General features: G+C 22.9%; 15 protein-coding genes. 4 read left to right on the top strand and 11 right to left on the bottom strand.

From position 1 onward, the window contains the following. Window positions 1–92: 92 nt before the first annotated feature. Entirely contained in the window at window positions 93–1340 is a 1248-nt protein-coding gene (ilvA, locus tag AACL03_RS01225; protein ID WP_339038868.1) for a threonine ammonia-lyase, read from the bottom strand. 339 nt (window positions 1341–1679) lie between these two features. On the opposite strand from ilvA, the gene AACL03_RS01220 reads away from it, so the two are divergent. Further along, on the top strand, window positions 1680–2474 hold the full coding sequence (locus AACL03_RS01220; RefSeq protein WP_339038867.1) for an ABC transporter ATP-binding protein: 795 nt from the start codon (window positions 1680–1682) through the stop codon (window positions 2472–2474). Between the two features lie 31 nt (window positions 2475–2505). Continuing rightward, window positions 2506–3291 (top strand): ABC transporter permease, encoded by a 786-nt coding sequence (locus AACL03_RS01215; protein WP_339038865.1) that lies wholly within the window; start codon window positions 2506–2508, stop codon window positions 3289–3291. A gap of 56 nt (window positions 3292–3347) precedes the next feature. Here AACL03_RS01215 and AACL03_RS01210 read toward each other — a convergent pair whose 3' ends face one another. The 4 genes from AACL03_RS01210 to AACL03_RS01195 all read right to left on the bottom strand — a co-directional run bounded on the left by AACL03_RS01210 (window position 3348) and on the right by AACL03_RS01195 (window position 8671). Beyond that, window positions 3348–4799: a hypothetical protein gene (locus tag AACL03_RS01210; RefSeq protein ID WP_339038863.1), complete on the bottom strand. Its 1452-nt coding sequence runs from the start codon at window positions 4797–4799 to the stop codon at window positions 3348–3350. A 43-nt stretch (window positions 4800–4842) separates the two neighbouring features. Continuing rightward, the gene (gene holA / locus AACL03_RS01205) at window positions 4843–5754 is read right to left on the bottom strand and encodes a DNA polymerase III subunit delta (RefSeq protein WP_338959077.1); all 912 of its coding nucleotides are present in this window, start codon (window positions 5752–5754) and stop codon (window positions 4843–4845) included. Window positions 5755–5969: 215 nt separating this feature from the next. Beyond that, the gene (locus tag AACL03_RS01200) at window positions 5970–6899 is read right to left on the bottom strand and encodes an SGNH/GDSL hydrolase family protein (RefSeq protein ID WP_339040161.1); all 930 of its coding nucleotides are present in this window, start codon (window positions 6897–6899) and stop codon (window positions 5970–5972) included. Between the two features lie 266 nt (window positions 6900–7165). Beyond that, a complete protein-coding gene (locus AACL03_RS01195; protein WP_339040160.1) occupies window positions 7166–8671 on the bottom strand; it encodes a ComEC/Rec2 family competence protein in 1506 nt (501 codons plus the stop codon). Between the two features lie 1228 nt (window positions 8672–9899). Between AACL03_RS01195 and AACL03_RS01190 the strand changes: the two genes are divergently transcribed. Next, a complete protein-coding gene (locus AACL03_RS01190) occupies window positions 9900–10382 on the top strand; it encodes a hypothetical protein (protein WP_338959066.1) in 483 nt (160 codons plus the stop codon). Between the two features lie 7 nt (window positions 10383–10389). Here the strand turns inward: AACL03_RS01190 and AACL03_RS01185 are convergent, their stop codons facing one another. Next, window positions 10390–13017 (bottom strand): valine--tRNA ligase, encoded by a 2628-nt coding sequence (locus tag AACL03_RS01185; protein WP_339038861.1) that lies wholly within the window; start codon window positions 13015–13017, stop codon window positions 10390–10392. A gap of 727 nt (window positions 13018–13744) precedes the next feature. Continuing rightward, the gene (locus AACL03_RS09960) at window positions 13745–14065 is read right to left on the bottom strand and encodes a GNAT family N-acetyltransferase (RefSeq protein WP_422397982.1); all 321 of its coding nucleotides are present in this window, start codon (window positions 14063–14065) and stop codon (window positions 13745–13747) included. Between the two features lie 129 nt (window positions 14066–14194). On the opposite strand from AACL03_RS09960, the gene AACL03_RS01180 reads away from it, so the two are divergent. After that, a complete protein-coding gene (locus tag AACL03_RS01180; RefSeq protein ID WP_339038665.1) occupies window positions 14195–15145 on the top strand; it encodes an IS30 family transposase in 951 nt (316 codons plus the stop codon). Window positions 15146–15157: 12 nt separating this feature from the next. Here the strand turns inward: AACL03_RS01180 and AACL03_RS01175 are convergent, their stop codons facing one another. The 4 genes from AACL03_RS01175 to AACL03_RS01160 form a co-directional block, all read right to left on the bottom strand. Then, window positions 15158–16843: a hypothetical protein gene (locus tag AACL03_RS01175; protein ID WP_339038859.1), complete on the bottom strand. Its 1686-nt coding sequence runs from the start codon at window positions 16841–16843 to the stop codon at window positions 15158–15160. Between the two features lie 102 nt (window positions 16844–16945). Continuing rightward, entirely contained in the window at window positions 16946–17245 is a 300-nt protein-coding gene (locus AACL03_RS01170; protein ID WP_339038857.1) for a hypothetical protein, read from the bottom strand. Window positions 17246–17257: 12 nt separating this feature from the next. After that, the gene (locus tag AACL03_RS01165; RefSeq protein WP_338959046.1) at window positions 17258–17773 is read right to left on the bottom strand and encodes a hypothetical protein; all 516 of its coding nucleotides are present in this window, start codon (window positions 17771–17773) and stop codon (window positions 17258–17260) included. A gap of 459 nt (window positions 17774–18232) precedes the next feature. Next, entirely contained in the window at window positions 18233–19654 is a 1422-nt protein-coding gene (locus AACL03_RS01160; RefSeq protein WP_338959043.1) for an MATE family efflux transporter, read from the bottom strand. Window positions 19655–19656 lie beyond the last annotated feature (2 nt).

The raw sequence follows: 19656 nt of genomic DNA, 5'->3' as shown, positions 1-19656 counted from the left end.
AAAAAGAGACACTATTAATAGTGTCTCTTTTTAAAATATAATTGATATTTTTAAACTAAATTTTTGTTTTAATAAAATACCAAATTTAAAAACTATTTAGCTAATAATGTAAAGTTAGAACTTGATGCTCTAATCTCAGCAAAAATTTTATTTTTTTGAAATTCATCTGATGTATCCATAACTATAAAAATACTAAAAATACTAATATCTAATTTATTACGATCAAATGTACTGTGAATTTTATAAATAGAGGCACCATTTTTAGTAATAATATTAATAATTTCGCTAATAGTACTATTATTAATTTTACCGTTAACTGAAAAAGGAACTCGTCGATGTGAACTAATTAAGGCGCTATTAATAATTGTTCCTAATGTAGTAATATCAACATTACCACCACTAATTACACAAACAACATTTTTATCTTTACCAATGATTTTATCTAATTTACCAGAAAGAATAGCAGCAACACTAACAGCGCCACTATCTTCAGTTACAATTTTACATTTTTCTAATAAAAATAACATTGCTTGCGCAATTTCTTCTTCGCTAACAGTAACAACTTTATCAACATTTTTCTTTAAAATATTAAATGTTAATTCTCCTGTTTGTTTAACAGTAATTCCATCAGCAATTGAACTTTTACCTTGAATTTTAAATGGTTTTCCTTGTTTTAAAGCTTGATTATAAGAATCAACATTTTGTGCCTCAATCCCAATAAATTTAATATTTGGATTTTTACTTTTTAAATAAATTGAAATACCACTTAAAAGTCCTCCTCCAATTGGAACTAAACAATAATCAATTTCTTTACCCATTGCATTCATTTGCTCATATATTTCTAAACCAATTGTACCTTGACCAGCAATAACAAAATTATCATCATATGGATGAACTAACGTTAACCCTTCTTCTTTTTCAAGTCTTAATGCTTCAGACATTGCATCATCAAACATATTACCACAAAGTTTAACAGTACATTTAGCACCACCAAATTCTTTAGTAGCAGCAATTTTGGCTAGTGGTGCTGTTAAAGGCATAACTATCTTGGATACTAAATTTAAACTTGAAGCTGCTAAAGCGACTCCTTGTGCATGATTACCAGCACTAGCAGCAATTAAACCCTTTGCTTGCTGTTCCTTTGATAAATTAAGAATTTTATTTAAAGTTCCTCTAATTTTAAAACTACCTGTTTTTTGTAAATTTTCTAACTTTAAAAATATATTATTACCAGAAAATGAAGAAAGTTTATCTGCTTTTATCAAACTTGTCTTACTAATTTTATCTTTAATTTTTGAATACGTTTCTTCAATTACTTCTTCACTTACTAAATTTTCCAAAATGGTTCCTCCTGAGTTTCTATCTAATTTCTCAAATATAATTAATTATACAATATAATAACTTTTATTTATAAAACAACAAAAGTAATCATTAATAGTATATGGTTTTATAATTAAATGGGATTTGAATTCATAAATGTTGATTTAAAGCATATGTTAAATTGCTATACTACATAATCACTATTTTCAAATCTATATTATATATACATGAAAAACAAAAATTAAAAAATATTTTTCCAAAATATTTAGAATTAATACTGTTTATTTTATTGTTACAAATTTCAATAATTGCTTTTTAACACTTAATTATAGTACAATCTAATGCAGGAGGTATTATATATGGAAAATAATGAACAAAATAAGAAAAAAATAGATAAATCTCGGCCACTAGTAGAAATTTTAAATCTAACAAAGGAATATAAAAATAAAATAGCATTAGATAAAGTTAATTTAACTATTAATCCTGGCGATCGAATTGGAATCATTGGTGCAAATGGTAGTGGTAAATCAACTTTAAGTGAAATTATTGGTGGTATTCGTAAACCAACATCTGGTGAAATAATTCGTCAAGAACATCTAGTAAATGGTTTACAATTTCAAGAATCTAGATATCCGGCCGGAATATCTGTTATGGATATGATTAAATATTATTTACATACTTTTAATATTTCAATGAAAGAAGATGAACTATTAGAGTTACTGAAGACATACCAATTACTTGGAATTGAAAATAAGTTTATTCAAACACTTTCGGGTGGACAACAACAACGTTTAAATATTTTACTTGCTGTTATTCATGATCCTGATCTAGTTATTTTAGATGAAGTTTCCACAGGATTAGATATTGAAGTTCGTTCAGAAATTTTTGAATTTTTTAGAAAAAATATTATTGACAAAAATAAGACAATGATCTTAGTTACTCATAATATGAGCGAAGTTGAAGAATTTTGTGAAAAGTATATTTACATTCATAATGGAATTATAAAAGAAGCAGGAAATGTTAAAGATATTGTTAAAAAATATGGTTCAGTTCATAACTTTACATGAAAAATGTTTGATAAAAATAAAAAAGCTGATTTAAAAAAACAATATGAAGAAATAAAAAAAGAAAATGCTGAAATCAAAAAAAAATAAGAAAAAAAATAAATGAATTCATAAAGCCAAAATGCCCGAAAAAAGTCGACCATTAATAAACTTAATGTTTAAATATTATTATCGAGGATTTTTTGTACCCTTCTTTTTAGTTTTATTTCCAATTCTAATGTTGTTCTTAGAAGGTTTTGCTTTTAAACAAATGGAAGGTGATACTGTAAAAAGTTTACATACTTTAGTTGGTTCAATTTCAATGTTACAACCAATGGCAGTAGGAATTTTCATTATTCCACAAACAATTGTTGAATTTAAAAATAGTGTTTTAATGAAGCGAATTGGAGCAACAAATATTAAACCAATTTTCTTTGTTCTTTCAGTTATGATAATTGGATTTTTCTTTATGATAGCGACATTCTTATGATCTTTATTATGAGCTGGAATTATGTTTGGTGGTACTTATGGGTGAAATAATATAGTAACAGCAAATTTTATTGGAGAATCTATCCCATTTATTATCTTAATTTTCTTTTCATCAATGGGTTTAGGAATGTTATTGGCCTCAATTTTCAAATCAGTAACTGCTTTAGTTGCAGCATCAAATGTAATTTATTTTCCGGTTGCACTTTTAAGTGGGGTATTTTTCCCAGCTGAGTTAATTAATAGTAGTCCCGTTTTAAAATACGCAACTTACTTTAATCCATTTAAATACGCTATGGATCCATTTATTCAAGCTTGAAGTGGAACAAGTTTTACTTTTACAACAACTTATGGAATATATCTAGGAGTTGCGGCTTGGATTGATTGGTATTTACACAATAGTTGCAAGTTCAAAATTACGTTGACAAGCATAAGATATTAAATCTAATAATTAAAAATAATAAAATTAAAAAGGACTAAAAGTCCTTTTTAATTTTATTATTTAAATAAATCACTATTACGTCAAAATTTATGATCTTTTGTATCTTTTTTATTATCATTATCTAAACTATCATCAAAAAGTGATGGATCGATTTCATAGGGTTTACCACTTAAAGCATTATTAATAGCATTTTGATATTCCGAATTGGCTCTCATAATTTTATTACGATCAATTTTTGGATTAAGAATAGCAATAACTAGTATAATAGCAATTGGTAAAATTGCTGATGCTGCTGTAATATATGTTAATATTTGAAAAGCTTTAAAAGTTGCTAATCCTTTTAATCAAGGTAAAGCATTAGGATTAATTTCATCACCTTTATCTAAAAAAGAAATAAATGTTCTTAATAATGAATCATTTGTTGTCATATAAATTAAATTTGAAATTGTATAAATTATTCAAAAAATTAAAATAACTATTAAAAAATATGATGTTCGATATAAATCACGACCTAATTTTGGTGGTTTTAAAATTGAATATAAAAAGCCTCCATTTAAAACTATTGTTGTGACAATAGTGAAAACTATAGTTTTTGATTGTTGTGTAAAATTATAATAAACAGGTAATGTACTATTATTTTTAATTTGAAAAGTACCTGCTATAAAATAAGTTAGTATATAAGTAGCTATTGCTAGCACTGTTGTTAATAAGAAAAAAGCTGATAATATTTTCTTTAAAAGTGGAATATATTTTGGTTTATTCATATACGGGTAAAATTTAGGATTTGTGGCGGGATGTTGCGGTAATACACCTAACTTCGCTAAATTTGCTAAACTATTATTATCAAGATTATTAATATTTAAATTATTACCTAGATTTCCAATGCCACCAATATTAGGATTTGTATCAACATTATTATCAACATTCTGATTATTTGGAGTAACACTTGGCTTAACCTCAGTAGCATCATCACTAAAATTATTTAATGCAGTAATTTGATCATTTAATTCATTAAAAGTATTATTATCAAACTGTCTTATTCGTTCAAGACTTTCTTTTTCCACAGTCTTACAAATATTAGTAATTGTAACTATTAATAAGTTACGCTCTTCAAGAATTTCAATACGATTTTTAGGAGAACTTTTAGTAATACTCAAACTACGATTTACCAAATTAGAAATTAACTGCAAAAATTCTATTGCATACTTTTTATCTTTTAATTCTTTTAGTTCTTTTTCAAGAAAAAATAAATTAGAAATTTGTAATTCTAAAATTTTTAAAAGTTCTTCATTAGCAAAAATAGATTTTCTAACAATTAAATTATTTAAACTGTTATATATAGTACTTGATATTTCATAGTATAATGCAACATTTAAATCTTCTTCTGAGTACACTTTTTCAGTTTTTTTCTTTGTAACTCTTTTTACTTTTGGTTTAACCAATGTAATGTCACTATTTTCTTCTACTAACTTTTTTTCTGTAATATCAGTATTTTTATTACTTTTCATTATATGTATCACCTCTTGAGTTTAAAACATCTATAATTATATACTAAATATTCAAAAAAAATAAATCAATTGCAATATTTTTATTAAACTTTCCTTTTTTGATATTGTAATCTAATTCATATAATTTTAACAAAATATTATTAATATTTAAATTAATATTTAAATATTGTTCTAATATTTTTACTTGAAACTTAGAAATATTTAATATATTGGAAATATCTTCATTACTTTTTTTTTGTTTAACTAAAATTTTGATATCTCTAATTAATTCTAATTGATATACAAGAATATTAATCAATTTAATTTTATCATAATTAATAACATTATAATAGTTATATTGTCTTCAAAAATTGTTATAATCTTTTTTTAATATATATTCAACAGTTTTAAAAATATTTGTTTCAAAATATTTAGGAACCACCTCAATAATAATATCTGAAGTTATTTTTTTTCCAATTAATCTTAATTTTGATAACTCATTTAAAATAATACTGACATCATTTGGCAAGTATTCTAAAAGAAAATTAGTTGCTTCTTGAGTAATGTTAATTTTAAAACTATTGCAAACTTTATTAATTAATAATAATAATTGTGATTTTGTATAATTTTTAATTTTGATAATATTAAATTGTTGAAATTCTCTACTAATTTTAAAATCAACATTTAAACTTTTAATAATTATCATTGTTTTTTGATTATGATTAAGCAAAGCATTAACAAATTTTTTTTCTTTAATATATTTTTGTCATAAATTACTGCTATCATTAATTACGATTACTTTATTTTCTTCAAATATACTCATAATTTGAATTTCATTAATAATATTAACAATTGTATCCTCTTGTAATTCATATAGATTATAATCATAATTTTCTTTTTTATGATTTTTTTTAATTAATTGTTCAATATTTTTTCTTACTAAATACTCATCTTGACCATGAACAATATAAACCATGTTTCCAACCTCACAAAATTATTAATATATTTTATGTTAATGTTATAATATCATAATGTTTCATATATAATCACACTTTTATTTTTTCCTCAATAATAAACTTTTTTAAGATTATTCAGTGTTTCAATATTTGAAAAATACTTTCGTTTTTGATAATATTCCAAATTTGAACTTTTATCTTATATAGTAATTATTATATCTAATGTTTTAAAACATTATCACTTTTCAACTAAATTATAAAGATCTTCAGCAACCGCTTGATGCACTAATGTTGTTGGATGAACTTCATCAAAGAAGAAATAATTATTTAATGTTTCTTTTGTTGAACCATTAACATATGTTGCTGTAACAGCACCATCTAATGCCATATGAGCATAATCAGATTCAATTGCATTTTGAGTAATATTTTTACCTTCTTGTTGAAATATCAGTGCATATTTACTTAATTCTTCTCTTAAACTAAATCTTCTAATAAAATTAGGATAATTAGTTGTATATAAAAATATCTCGTGATTTCAAAGTGTTTTATAAGCATCAGATAATTGTTTTGCTAAAACTTGCGATTTAGTTCCATAATATTTTGGGACAAGACTAAAATCTGGAACATCAGTAGCAACAATATGTTGGATGCCTTTATTAATTAATTCTTGAATTATATCTCCTTCTTTTATAATTGCATTATAAATAATATCAAGTCCTTTATAATAGTTACCACTATCAATAGCAGCCAACATATCATTATTTCCTGATTCAAGAAAGACTAAATCATCACTTTGTAAATCTTGATGTTGAGATAAAAAAGCAGCCATTTGATGTTGAAGGCTAAAACGATTTGAATAAAATGTTCCTGTTCATGAATCATTTTCAGCTGCAACAGCACCCCCAACCGCATAGTTATTACCAAATTGCTCATAAGTTGCTGCATCATTTAAAATCGTATATTTTCATCCTGCTTGTAAGTTTAAATGTAATTTATTAGCTAAAATTTCAGCTGCAACCTTACCATTACTGAAAGAGCGATTTAAATAATATGGATCTCCTAATTCTACTTGAGCGACTCATCAAGGTGCTAATGGTGATTTTTGGACAAAGTCACTCCCAGCTCCAACAAAACTCCCAGTATCAGAAAGACTATCACCAAGAATGTATAATTGATGATAATCAATAACTGTTTTTTTCTTCCTTAATATTGGATGTAATAGTAGTTATTAACATTTAAGGTAACAACAAAATTTTTAATAAATGATTTATTTTTTTCATATTTTTCCCCTTTTGTTTTAATTATATATTTTTTAGTTTCTTTTCTAAAAAGTAATTTTCTTTTAATTATTCAATACTTTTTACTAAATATTCATATTGAACATGAATAATATAAATACTATTTCTAATCTCACAATATTATTATATCAGTTTATATTAACGTTATAATACCATAATGTTTCATATATATTCTTATAATCACAGTTTTATTTTTTCCCGAATAATAAACTTGAGAATTAATTTTTTTAAGATTATTCAATGTTTCAATATTCGGAAACTGTCTTCGTTTTTGATAATGTCCGGAAATTAATGCTATTTCTGGATTAAGAGTTTTTAAAAAACTAATAGTTGATGAAGTTTTTGAACCATGATGAGGAACTTGTAAAATATTAATTTTACTTAATACATGGGTGTTAACTAATAAATTTTCGGTTTGTTCTTCAATATCACCAGTAAATAAAATTTTATAATTATAAACTTTTAATAACAAAACTAAACTTTTATTATTTTCAGAAACATATTGCAAATTAAAACCATAAACTAAATTATGAATTGGATTAAAACCATCAATAATATATTGCGATAATTGATTGGTATTTTCATAAATTTTATCTATTTTTAATTTCATTTTCAAAAATCCAATATTACTAATATGATCTAAATCATGATGAGTTAAAAATACTGCTTTTAAACTATGAATTCCTTTTGCTGAAAGATAATTATAAATAGTTGGATTATTTGGTTTTAAATCTTCTGTGCCCGCATCAATTAAAATAGCAGATTTATTATAAGGACTAGTTAATAAAAAGCTCATAGCATTACCAACATTAATCATCGTTAATTCATAATAAGGTTTAATAATACTATTCATTCATAATGTTGAAAGTAAAACAAAATTAATAATAATAACTGTTAACATTCTTCAATTAAAATATCGTCAACAGTTATAAATAACTATTAAAATTAAAAAATAAAGTTGTAAAATTCAAATTTCAATTTGAAAAGTCGGAATTCAAATATTACTCATATTTATTAACTTAATAATAATAATTAAAAAATTTAAAATTGAATTTAAAAATAAATTTAAAAATAAAATAACATCACAAAAAATAATGATTGGTGTAAAAAATAATAAATATGCAACAGTTAACAAACTAAAACCATGATTTATTTGTCACTGAATAGGAATAGTGAATAAAAATAAAACAATATTAATCAATAATAATCTAATCCAATAACTATATTTTTTAAATTTATTATTAATAAATAAAATCAAAAAAGTAATACCAAAAGAAACTTGAAATCCTAAAAGATAGAATTGTAAAGGTCATAAACAAAGACAACAATAAGCACTAAAACTAAGAATAGAAATTGGATGAATAGTTTTTTTATTAAATTTTAAAATACAACTAAAAATTAAAAAAAATAATGCTTTCATTGCTGCAATAGATCAATTAAGTAAATATAAATAAAAACATAAAATTGCAAAGCAAATTAAAAGTTTAATTAATTCATTTTTGATAAATCAAAAACTTTTTTTTAAAAAAACAAAGAAAAAATTAATGTGTAAACCACTAACAACAATAATTGGAGTAATACCAAACTTATTAAAAATGGTAAAAATAGATTTATTTTCTTCGGTTTGCTGACCAAATAATAATAATTTAGTTCAAGTTTTAATTTCCTTTGGAAAAGTATTTATATAATTAAAAAAAATACTTCTAAGAGTTTTTCCAAAAACAACTTTTACTTTATTTTCATTAACTACTATTTGTTTATTAACATTATTAGCATTTAAAAATAATTTAAAATCAAACTCATAAAAATTATTAATAGTTTTTAAATCTTTAGTTTGACCTTTAAAAATAAGTGTATCATCTAATTGGGCATTAATAGTATACTACATATTATTAATATAATAATGTGATAATAAATAATATTTTTTTCATCCTTCTTGTACTATCAAATAATTTGGATGGGTTTCTACTACTTTCAAATTAACATTTTCAATATTTATATGTTCATCTTTTTTAAAGTTAATGTTAACTAAGGAAGTAAAAGTAAATACTAATAATAAAAAGAAATACTTATAAAATGATTGCTTTTTAAAAAAAATAAAATACAAAATAATAATTATTATTAATAATAAAACTAAACCACTAAATATCGTAAAACTTGATAAAAAGAAAACTAAAAATATTAGAAATAAAACTAATAAAGCATGATAAGTAAACATCATTAAAAACTAATAAATTTATGCATCAATTGTATATATTTTCTTTTTGTAGTTATTAATAATTTTTCTAAATTCTCTAACAATTGTTTTGCATTTAAATTTTTTTTATTAAATAATAATAATACTTTTTTGGCATCTTGACTATTTAAACCTAAATTAATTAAAGGCTCTAAAGTAATAGTATAACGGGAATAATATTTAATAGCATTATTTCTTGGTGATAATATTAATTTATAATTTTCACTAATATTTTGATTTAGATTTAATGCTAAAATGTCAAAATAAACATTAGAAATATTTAAAGTATTAATTAAATTAATAATACTTATTTTTGAATTAAGAATTTTAACATAATATTTATTTCGTATACATAAATCTTCTCTAATTGGTAAATGTTCTTTAATTTCAACAGTAATAGTAATAATTTTTGTATCATTTTTTCCTTACTAACTATTTCATTTTCATTAAAATTTTTAATCAACTTTAATACAACTAATCCATTACTTGCAAGAAAAAGAATTGTCAATGTTATAATTAATAATCTCATTTAATTTCACCTCAATAATTATTAAAAATGAGATAAGCAATTTCCTTTTTTTATTTTTTTTAATATAATAAAATAAAAAAGATAATGCAAAGGCTGATAATAATGACAAAAATAAAAACTGATGGTAAGAAATGAGAAAATAATTTTATAAAAATAATTAAAAATAAAACATTTATTAAATGATGCAAATATAATTCTATTATATTAATATTAGGAACTTCATTAATACTAAATATTATTTATATCCCAAAATTCTTAAATGGTACTACTAATCAAAATAGCGTTACTACTAATATTGAAATTACAGCTATCAACGGCAAGGAAACTATTCTTGAAAAAACTAATTATATTACTACTTTTAATACACTTGGTAATTTACTAAGTGCTTGTTCTAATGATTTTACTGTTGAAAAAAGTCAAATTGGAAGATTTTTGGTTGCTGTAAAAGGTAAAAAAGGTACTCAAGAAGATAAAAAATTTTGATACATTGAGCACTGAAATGGTAAAGAATTTATTGATTTTTCAGTAGGTATCGATGATATTAAATTGGAAAATAATGAAATTTTTCAACTTGAATTAAAATAAAAGTTTTTTATAATTCTTTAATCTTGGCATTGATTAAAATTTTTTGATTTTGATACTTTTCTAATTTCTGCTTTTCTATTTCAACTTTTGTTGGTGGTGCCTTTGCTAAAAATTGTTGGTTACTTAAAATATCTTTACTACGTTTTATTTCATTTTCAATATAAACTAATTCCTCTTTTAATTTTGCTAATTGTTCTTCTTTATTAAATAAATTTGAAACATTAATTTTTATTACTGCTGAATTAATAATTTTAATTATTTTATTATTAACAGACAACGGACTATCACTAATAGTAACAATTTGACTATTAGTTAATTGTAATAAATAAGGATTTAAAGTATTTTTTTCTAATTCAAAAAAAGAATTAGTCGTATTGATATGAATAGTTAACGGTAATTTTAAAGATAAATTAAGTTCTTTACGAATTTCTCGAATATTACCAATAATTTCAATTAATATTTCAACAAATTGTGTTACATCTTTTGTTTTTTCCATAACTTTAACTTTAGGAAACTTATTTGTTAAAATGCTATTTTTATACCCCATTTCTTCATAGATTGCTTCTGTGATAAAGGGAATAAAGGGATGAACCATAATAATAATTTGTTGTAAAACATAATATAATGTTTGTAATGAGTTACTTTGTTGCTCTTGATTTTGTAAATTAACTTTATTTAATTCAATATATCAAGAACAATATTTATTTCATATAAAATTTGATAGTGCTTTAACTACTAAAACAAATTCATATTTTTCCATATATTGCTCTACATAAATAATCAATTGATTAAGTTCTTGTAAAATTCATTGATCAATAAATGATAATGAATTATTATAGACAATATTTTCATCCAATTGAAACTTATCATCAATATTCATTAGTACATAACGTGCAGCGTTTCATAACTTATTATTGAAATTTCAAGCTGACTCAACTTTAGTAATACTAAATCTTAAATCTTGACCTGGAGCACAATTGCTAACTAAAAAGTAACGTAAAGCATCCGCACCATACTTTTTAATAACTTCCATTGGATCAATTCCATTATTTAATGATTTTGACATTTTTCTACCTTGTTCATCACGAATTAAACCATGAATTAAAACATTAGTAAATGGTTTTTGATTAGTAAATTTTCAACCCATAAACATCATTCGTGCAACTCAAAAAAATAAAATATCATAAGCAGTAACTAATACTGATATTGGATAATATTTTTGCAAATCAACATTTTTTTGTGGTCAACCCAAGGTTACAAAAGGTCATAAACCGCTAGAAAATCATGTATCTAATACGTCTGATTCTTGAATATAATCGTTAATTGGTGATGGTGGGTTAGTATCAACATAAATTTTCTTAGTTTTTTTATGATATCAAACTGGAAGCGAATGACCTCATCACAATTGACGAGAAATACATCAATCTTGAATATTATTTAATCACTGCAAAAGTTGTTGTTCAAATAATATTGGATGAAAATCAATCTTTGTTTTCTTATTTTTTTGTTTATCAATAATCATTTCAACTAATGGTTTCATTTTTATGAATCATTGTTGTGATAAATATGGTTCAATAATAGCATTACTTCTTTCTGAATAACCAACTTGATGAAGATGGTCTTCAACCTTTACAACTAAATCTTCTTTTCTTAATTGTTCAACTAATTGTTTACGACATACCATTCGATCTTGATTAATATATGATTGTGCTAATTCATTCATAGTTCCATCAACATTCATACAAATAGGCATTGCTAAATTGTGACGTAATGCAATTTCATAGTCATTAGCATCATGTGCTGGTGTGCATTTCATAGCACCTGTTCCAAAATTCATATCAACATAATCATCAGCAATGACTTTAATTAACATTTTATTAGCCGGATTAACAACCATTTTACCAATAAATTGTAAATAACGTTTATCTTTACTATTTACAACTATACACTGATCAGCAAACATTGTTTCTGGTCTGGTAGTAGCAATAGTAATAAATTCACTACTATTTTCTATAAAATATTTTAAATAATACATTTTTCCTTTTGTTTCATGATAATTTACTTCAATATTAGAAATAGCGGTTTTTAATTCTGGATCTCAATTTACTATCTTTTTTCCTCGATAAACTAAACCTTCTTTATATAACTTTACAAATACTTCATTAACTGCTTGCTTAACATTTTCATCTAAAGTAAATACTTCATGCGAATAATCTAATGCTAAACCAAGTTTTGCTCACTGTTTTCTTATGTTTTGTGCATATTCTGTTTTTCATTTTCATGCTTGTTGTAAAAATTTATCTTTACCTAATTCTTGCAAATTAAGTTTTTGTTCTTCTTTAATACGTTGTGCAACTTTAACTTGCGTGGCAATGCCAGCATGATCCATACCAGGTATAAATAAAGTATTAAATCCTTGTAAACGTTTATAACGAATTAATAAATCTTGGATAGTACTATCTCAAGCATGACCTAAATGTAAAAGTCCGGTTACATTAGGTGGTGGTAAGATAATAGAAAATGTAGGATTAATAGAACTAACATTTGCCTTAAATAATCCAGATTTTACTCATTGTTCATAACGATCCTTTTCAATTTCAATATGATTATATTTTTTGTTTAAATTTCTATTCATTTGTTATACTCCTTTTTAAAATAAAAAAATATTCCACAAATAGGAACGTTTTTTAACGCGGTACCATCCTAATTCATTTACAAAGTAAATGCACTTAATTATTATTTAAATTACTAATAATATAAGTTACCTTCAAATTAAACTTGCTTAGTTTACAGCAACCACTAAGTCTCTAAATTACCATTTAATTTTACTCTTTTATATTTTAAATTAATTATGTATTTTATTTTACATTGTTAATTTTAAAAAACAAGACATTTGAGAAAAGAAAAAATCTAAATATTAAAATTATCTTTTTTAACAACAGGAGTTGATGTTTTCATAGACTGCATGCAGTCTAATTTATTTTTTATATTTTGATCAAAATCACACAATAAAGGAGTATCATCTTTTTTTATTGTCTTTTTTTGATATGCTTGTTTTTCTAATAATTTTATTTTTCTTTGTTCTGGTGTTAAGTTATTTCACCATTTTTTTGCCTCATTTTTAACAACATCTACTTGTTTGGGGGTTAAAGTATTTCATCATTGTTTTGGATTTTTGATTATTTGTTCTCTTTGTTGATTAAATCAATCAATAACTTTTTGATAATCTTCCTTGAAAATTGATTCTTCATGTATTAAAACTTCATCTAAAATACTAGATAATATTTCACTATCCTCTAATATCTTTTGTTCATCATTTATAGCTTTTGATTTTGACTTATCAAAATCAATAAAAATTTCTTTTATTTTAATATTTTTTCACTTTTCAATTTCATCTCTTTTATTAAAAATTGCATGAGGTATATTAATTTCATAATCATAAAAAAAGTTTTTTTATTTCATGCATAAGTTAATCCTAATTTTTCATAAAATTCACCGACAGTAACATTAGTTGGATCTGATAATAAAATAAGGTTTTCGATATTATTGCTATGACATATCTCAAAAATTTTGTAAATAAGTAAACTACCATATTGTTGCTTACGATATTTTTCTTCAATAAATATACTTTCTAAAATAGCTTCTTTTTTTTCTAAATCAATAATAAGTATTGCGTCACCGATTTTATTATTAAATTCATCAATTAATGCTGAGTTATACTTGTAAGTGCAAGTAAATAAAATTGCAAAAAATTCTCATATAAAAATTTCATAATGCTAAATTTAGTTTAGAAAAAAGTAAGGAGTTTTTATATGAGTTATAAACATCTTGGCATAGATGAAAGAATTTATATTGAGAATCAATTGAAATTTAAATTTAAAATTAGTGAAATAGCTAAAAATCTTAATCGAAGTATTAGTACTATTATTCGAGAAATTAATAGAAATAAAGATAATAATCATTATTTTTCATTAATTGCACAAAATAAAGCTGAAAATCGAAAACAATCACATATTAGTTTTCATAAGTTTAAAAATAAGAATTTAGTAAAATATGTACAACAAAAATTACTATTAGGTTGATCACCTGAACAAATTTATGGCAGAATTAAAAATTTTCATAAAGAATGAGTTATTAGTTTTAAAACAATTTATACTTGAATTTATTTTGGAATGCTTGATAAAGTTACTAGTAAAAATTTAAGAAGAAAAGGTAAAAAACGAAAATCTAAAGAAAATCGTGGCAAGTTTAATGGTAAATCAATTAAAGAACGAGATATAAATGTTAATGATCGTATAACACTTGGTCATTGAGAAGGAGATACTATAGTATCATCACGAGGTAAAAGCAAATCATGTTTAATAACTTTAGTTGAAAGAGTATCACGATTTACTTTAGCAATATTAGTTAAAAACAGAACTACTAAAGTTATTAATAAAAATGTCAGTTATTATTTATCAATTCTTCCTAAAAACATTGTTAAAACTATTACTTTTGATCGTGGCAAAGAATTTTCAAATTGACAACAACTTGAAAAAAATTTAGATGTAAAAATTTATTTTGCCAATCCATATTCACCTTGACAAAGAGGTACTAATGAAAATACTAATGGTTTAATTAGAGAAAAATTTCCTAAAAAATTTATTTTTTCAAAAACTAATAAAAATGAAGTTCATAAATTTATATTGTCTTTAAATCAAAAACCGAGAAAAATACTAAATTATCTTTCACCAATCGAATATTTGGATAGAAAAATAATTTAGTTGCACTTACCTTTACAATTTAGCATATATTTGATTTGAATCAACACCAGCGAACAAAACACCATCTCTATCAATAATTAATCGTTTAATTTCATGACCTGTATTTAAAATTTTAGAATACATACTTCCACTATTAATTTGATAAATATTACCATTATCAGAACCAGCAAAAATAGTTCCAATAGTATCTACGACTAAACTTTTTATTGACCCAGCATCATTTTGTTCTTTAATTAATTGAAAATCATTTACACCATTACTTTTATAAATTTTACCATGATTATTAGCTCCAGCAAAAACAGAACCATCTTCACCTATTGCTAAACTATTAATATAATCATGTGTTCCTAACATATGATTAACGTTACTATTTTTATCAATGCTATACACACCATCATCATTCCCAACATAAACAATGCCGGTTTTTTTATTAACCGCTAAAGCTCATATTCAATTTGTTGAATCTGGCAATAAAATTTTTTCAAATTTATGTATTCCATCACTTTTATAAACAGAACCAGAATCAGTTCCAACATAAACATTATCTTCATTATCAATTACTATATTTCTGGCAGTTTTACCAGCATCTAATCCTTCTATTAAAGTTTCTACTCCTGTAGTACTAAGTTTATAAACTCTATCTTCTTGTGTTCTAAAAATATTACTTTGTGAATCAACACCCAAAGCATAAATTTTTTCATTTGCTATTTTTTTATTTAATAAAACAGATGAATCAGATAAATTATGAAATGTAATAGAATCTAATTTTATATCATAAGAACTACCACTAGCACAAAACTGAGAAGAATTATGACCTGCATATTGACAATAAATATTATTATCATCGTGCCATATACATAAATATATATGAATTCGATTTTGAGCCATAAAAATTCAAAAATTATTTTCAAACTTAAAATTAAAAGTATCATTATTTAATACTACAGGATCATTAAATGGAGGAGCAATATACTCAGGAATAGATTTATTAATTTTATTAGTCATTAAACTTAGATTATTGTTAATAACAGGACCATTAGTTAATTTAATATAAGAATTATTAAATGAAAGGCTAGGTCATAATAGACAAAATTCTTCTCATCTTTTTGCATATTTTGTTCAATTAATTAAAGTGTAGTTTTCTGATTTAAAATCTTCTCAACTATTAGTTCCATCAAATGATTGAGAATTAAATATATTAATATTTTTACTTAAATTCGTATTATTAAATTTATGATAATAAATTTCAATTACATTATTATCTTTATCAAAAATATAATTAATTGAATAATCTCTTGCATCATTAGAAAAGGGCAATTCATTAATTAGTTTATAAACTTTTTCTTTATCAACAATTAAATTAATAATCTCATTAGTTAAACTTTTATTAAAACTATTTTTAATACTAATTTTACTAATAAAATCCTTTCCTAAACTATCAGCTACACCTTTAGTAATTTTATTTTCGTGTACTGCTTTAACAATATAATATAAACCTAATGTTTCATTTAGATTATTACTGTGTTCAACTTTATCAGCACCTACTTGATTTGAAATATCAATATGACTATTTAATCCTCCAAATTGAATATATTGTCAATCATTATTATCACCTTCAAAATAATTATTATCATAAATACTTTCATTAGATATATTTTTTTTATCTTTAGTTTTTGTCACTTTTTTATAGTTAATCATTTCTTGTTTTGTATTTTCAATATTTAACTTATCCTTTTCTAAAATAAGTGTAGAATCATAATTTAAATTACCATCATTATCAACAAAAAAACTTCTCTAGCATTAAATATCATTGCTCAACTTATAATTAGCATGATTTGTATCATAACTGTAAAATTTTTGATCTAAATTTGATTGATTAGTAATTCAATTACTATTTGTTAAATAATTATATTGATTATTAAATAAATGAGTTAAGGGCTCATTTGTTGATTCTTTTTTTGGTAGTAAGGAATTTTTTTTAACAACATTATTATCCATTTTATTACTATCATTATTAATAATGTTACTATTAATAATGTTACTTGTGAAAAGTAATGATGCTAAAGTACTTATTGTAAATATACTTAATATTTTTTTCATAGTTTTGCCCTCCTAAGAAATAGAACAACAAAATGGTTTAACATTTGATTTAACTTCATCATAAATTGGATCGGTATTTATTTTTTCATAAATAGGTTGTTCTTCTACTTTTTTTGTAATATTTGATGGTTTAATTTCATTAGTTTCTTCGGTCGTTACTTTCATATTATTTTCACTTGTTTTATTTCTTGGTGGTAATTGTGGAGGAACATTATTACCAACTGAACTCAATGAAGTTGTTTCATCTTTTACATTTTCATAAATAAATTTTTCAAAAATAGTTTTTTCTTTTATTTCTTCATAAATATGATCATCTTGATTAAAATATAAAGGATTATCAATTGAACTATTTTGATAATTTAAAAACATTTTAATAGTCTTAAATAAAAAAATATTGTCTTCTTTTAGTTTTTTCATCTCTTCTTCTATATCAAGAATTTCTTTTCTTAATTTTTGTAATTCTTTATTTTTCTTTTTAAAGTACTTTTTAAGATACTTATTATAAAATTTTCTTATAAACTTTAACATTTTCTTTCTCCTTTTTATAAAAAAATAAAAAAATTTTAAAACAATCATGCTTTTTTTATTTTTTTATTATTTCTTAATTTCTTTTTTAATTCCAAAATGATTTTATTAGTTCTGGTGTTATTACTATTTTTATATATTTACTTAAACTTATTTTTAAAATTCTTTCAAAAAATAAAAATTTCTTATAATAAAGGTATGTCAAAATTTTTAATGTCCGTATTTATTTAGTTATTTAAAATTTAATTATTATAAAAGTTTAATTATAACTAAAAATAAAAAAAATCATTACTTCTACCATCCTCTAAAATCACACCAGTAACTATAATAATTGTATATTAAATACAATAAAAATAAAACGATAAATATGAATTTATTTGCTAAAATATAATAAAATTTTTTTAACATTTTTTAAACAAAATTTATTAAAATAAAATCTATTATTAAAAAGGGATTTTTATATTATCCATGTGGTTCAAATGTCGGATGAGGTACATTTTCTACTTTAGAATTAATAATATTTTTATTTCAAGGAATTACTTTATAAAATACATAAGCACAAATAAAATCAGCTGATTTACTTAAACACGAAATCATAATTACCATTTTAATACTTAAGTCAGTTCACTGCAATAAAGCAAAAGTAATAAAAATATCAATAAATCAAATTAAAAATAGATCAGCAATACTAATAATTAAAGTATAGCCACCAGCATAAAGAAAACTAAATAATGGTTGCATCATATTAATGAAAAAATAAGTTACTGCTGAAAAAGCCATATATCAAACTGCAAGTTTCATAGCATTATTAGATAAATTTGGAAATAATACTTTTGGAACTCAAAAAGCACTACCCAAAATAATTAAAGCAATAACAGTTGAAATAGCAAAACTCAATTTTAATATCTTGTTAGCATTTTCTTTAGCCAGTACTAGTTCTCCTGAACCTAACTTGCTACCAACAGCATATCCAACTAAAGCATTATATCCCCTAAAAGTAGAATAAAAAATAGCAACAACACTACCAACAATTTGCACAGCGGCAACAACTTCAGTATCACCAAAATGAGAATATAAAGCTGTTAACATTACTACTGAAACACCAAATAATACTTGACTAGCAAATAAAGGAATAAAAGTAATAATATATTTTTTATGTAAATCTTTTGTAAATTTAAAAATATTTCAATTAGGAGCATAAATTGGTTTTTTATAAATTAAATAACCTAACAATATAAAACATTCTACTGCTCTTGAAATAATTAAACTTATTGCTAATCCTTCAATACCTAATTGTGGTCCCCCACTATATGGTAATGATAAAATACAAACTAAAAATGTATTTAAGAGTAATGAGCAAATAGAAGTTATCAATGGTGTTTTAACATTACCACATGTATTCATAGTAATTGACATAATAAAAGCAAAACCTAACAATGGGTAATTTCAAGCAATTAATTTACTATATTCTTCAGCAATACCAATAGCATTTTCATGAGAATTATCTTCAGCACCAAGAATTACTCCCATAATTTGTTTGCTAAATAATTCTAATATTACAACAAAAAATATTGAAAAAATTAAAGTATAAAATAATTTTATATTAGTAGTTTCTTGAATTTTCTTCTTATCTTTAATACCTAAATATTGAGCAGTAAAAATATTACCGGTAGCAACGATAGCAAAAAAGATATATCAAACCATATCATAAATATTACTTGATGATGCAACTCCAGCAATAGCATCATCATTTCCAAATTGACCAACCACAAAATTATTCATTAAGTTTATTAATGTTTCAATTAAAGATTGTGCACAAATTGGAATCATAAATAATAATGCCATTTTATAAAAGTTTAAATTATCTTTGTTTAATGTTTTCATAT

The sequence above is a fragment of the Spiroplasma endosymbiont of Andrena trimmerana genome (assembly GCF_964019575.1).
In the GTDB taxonomy this organism is placed as follows: domain Bacteria; phylum Bacillota_I; class Bacilli_A; order Mycoplasmatales; family VBWQ01; genus Spiroplasma_E.
The sequence above is the reverse complement of the archived record's forward strand: the minus strand, read 5'-3'. Positions and strand labels throughout refer to the sequence as shown.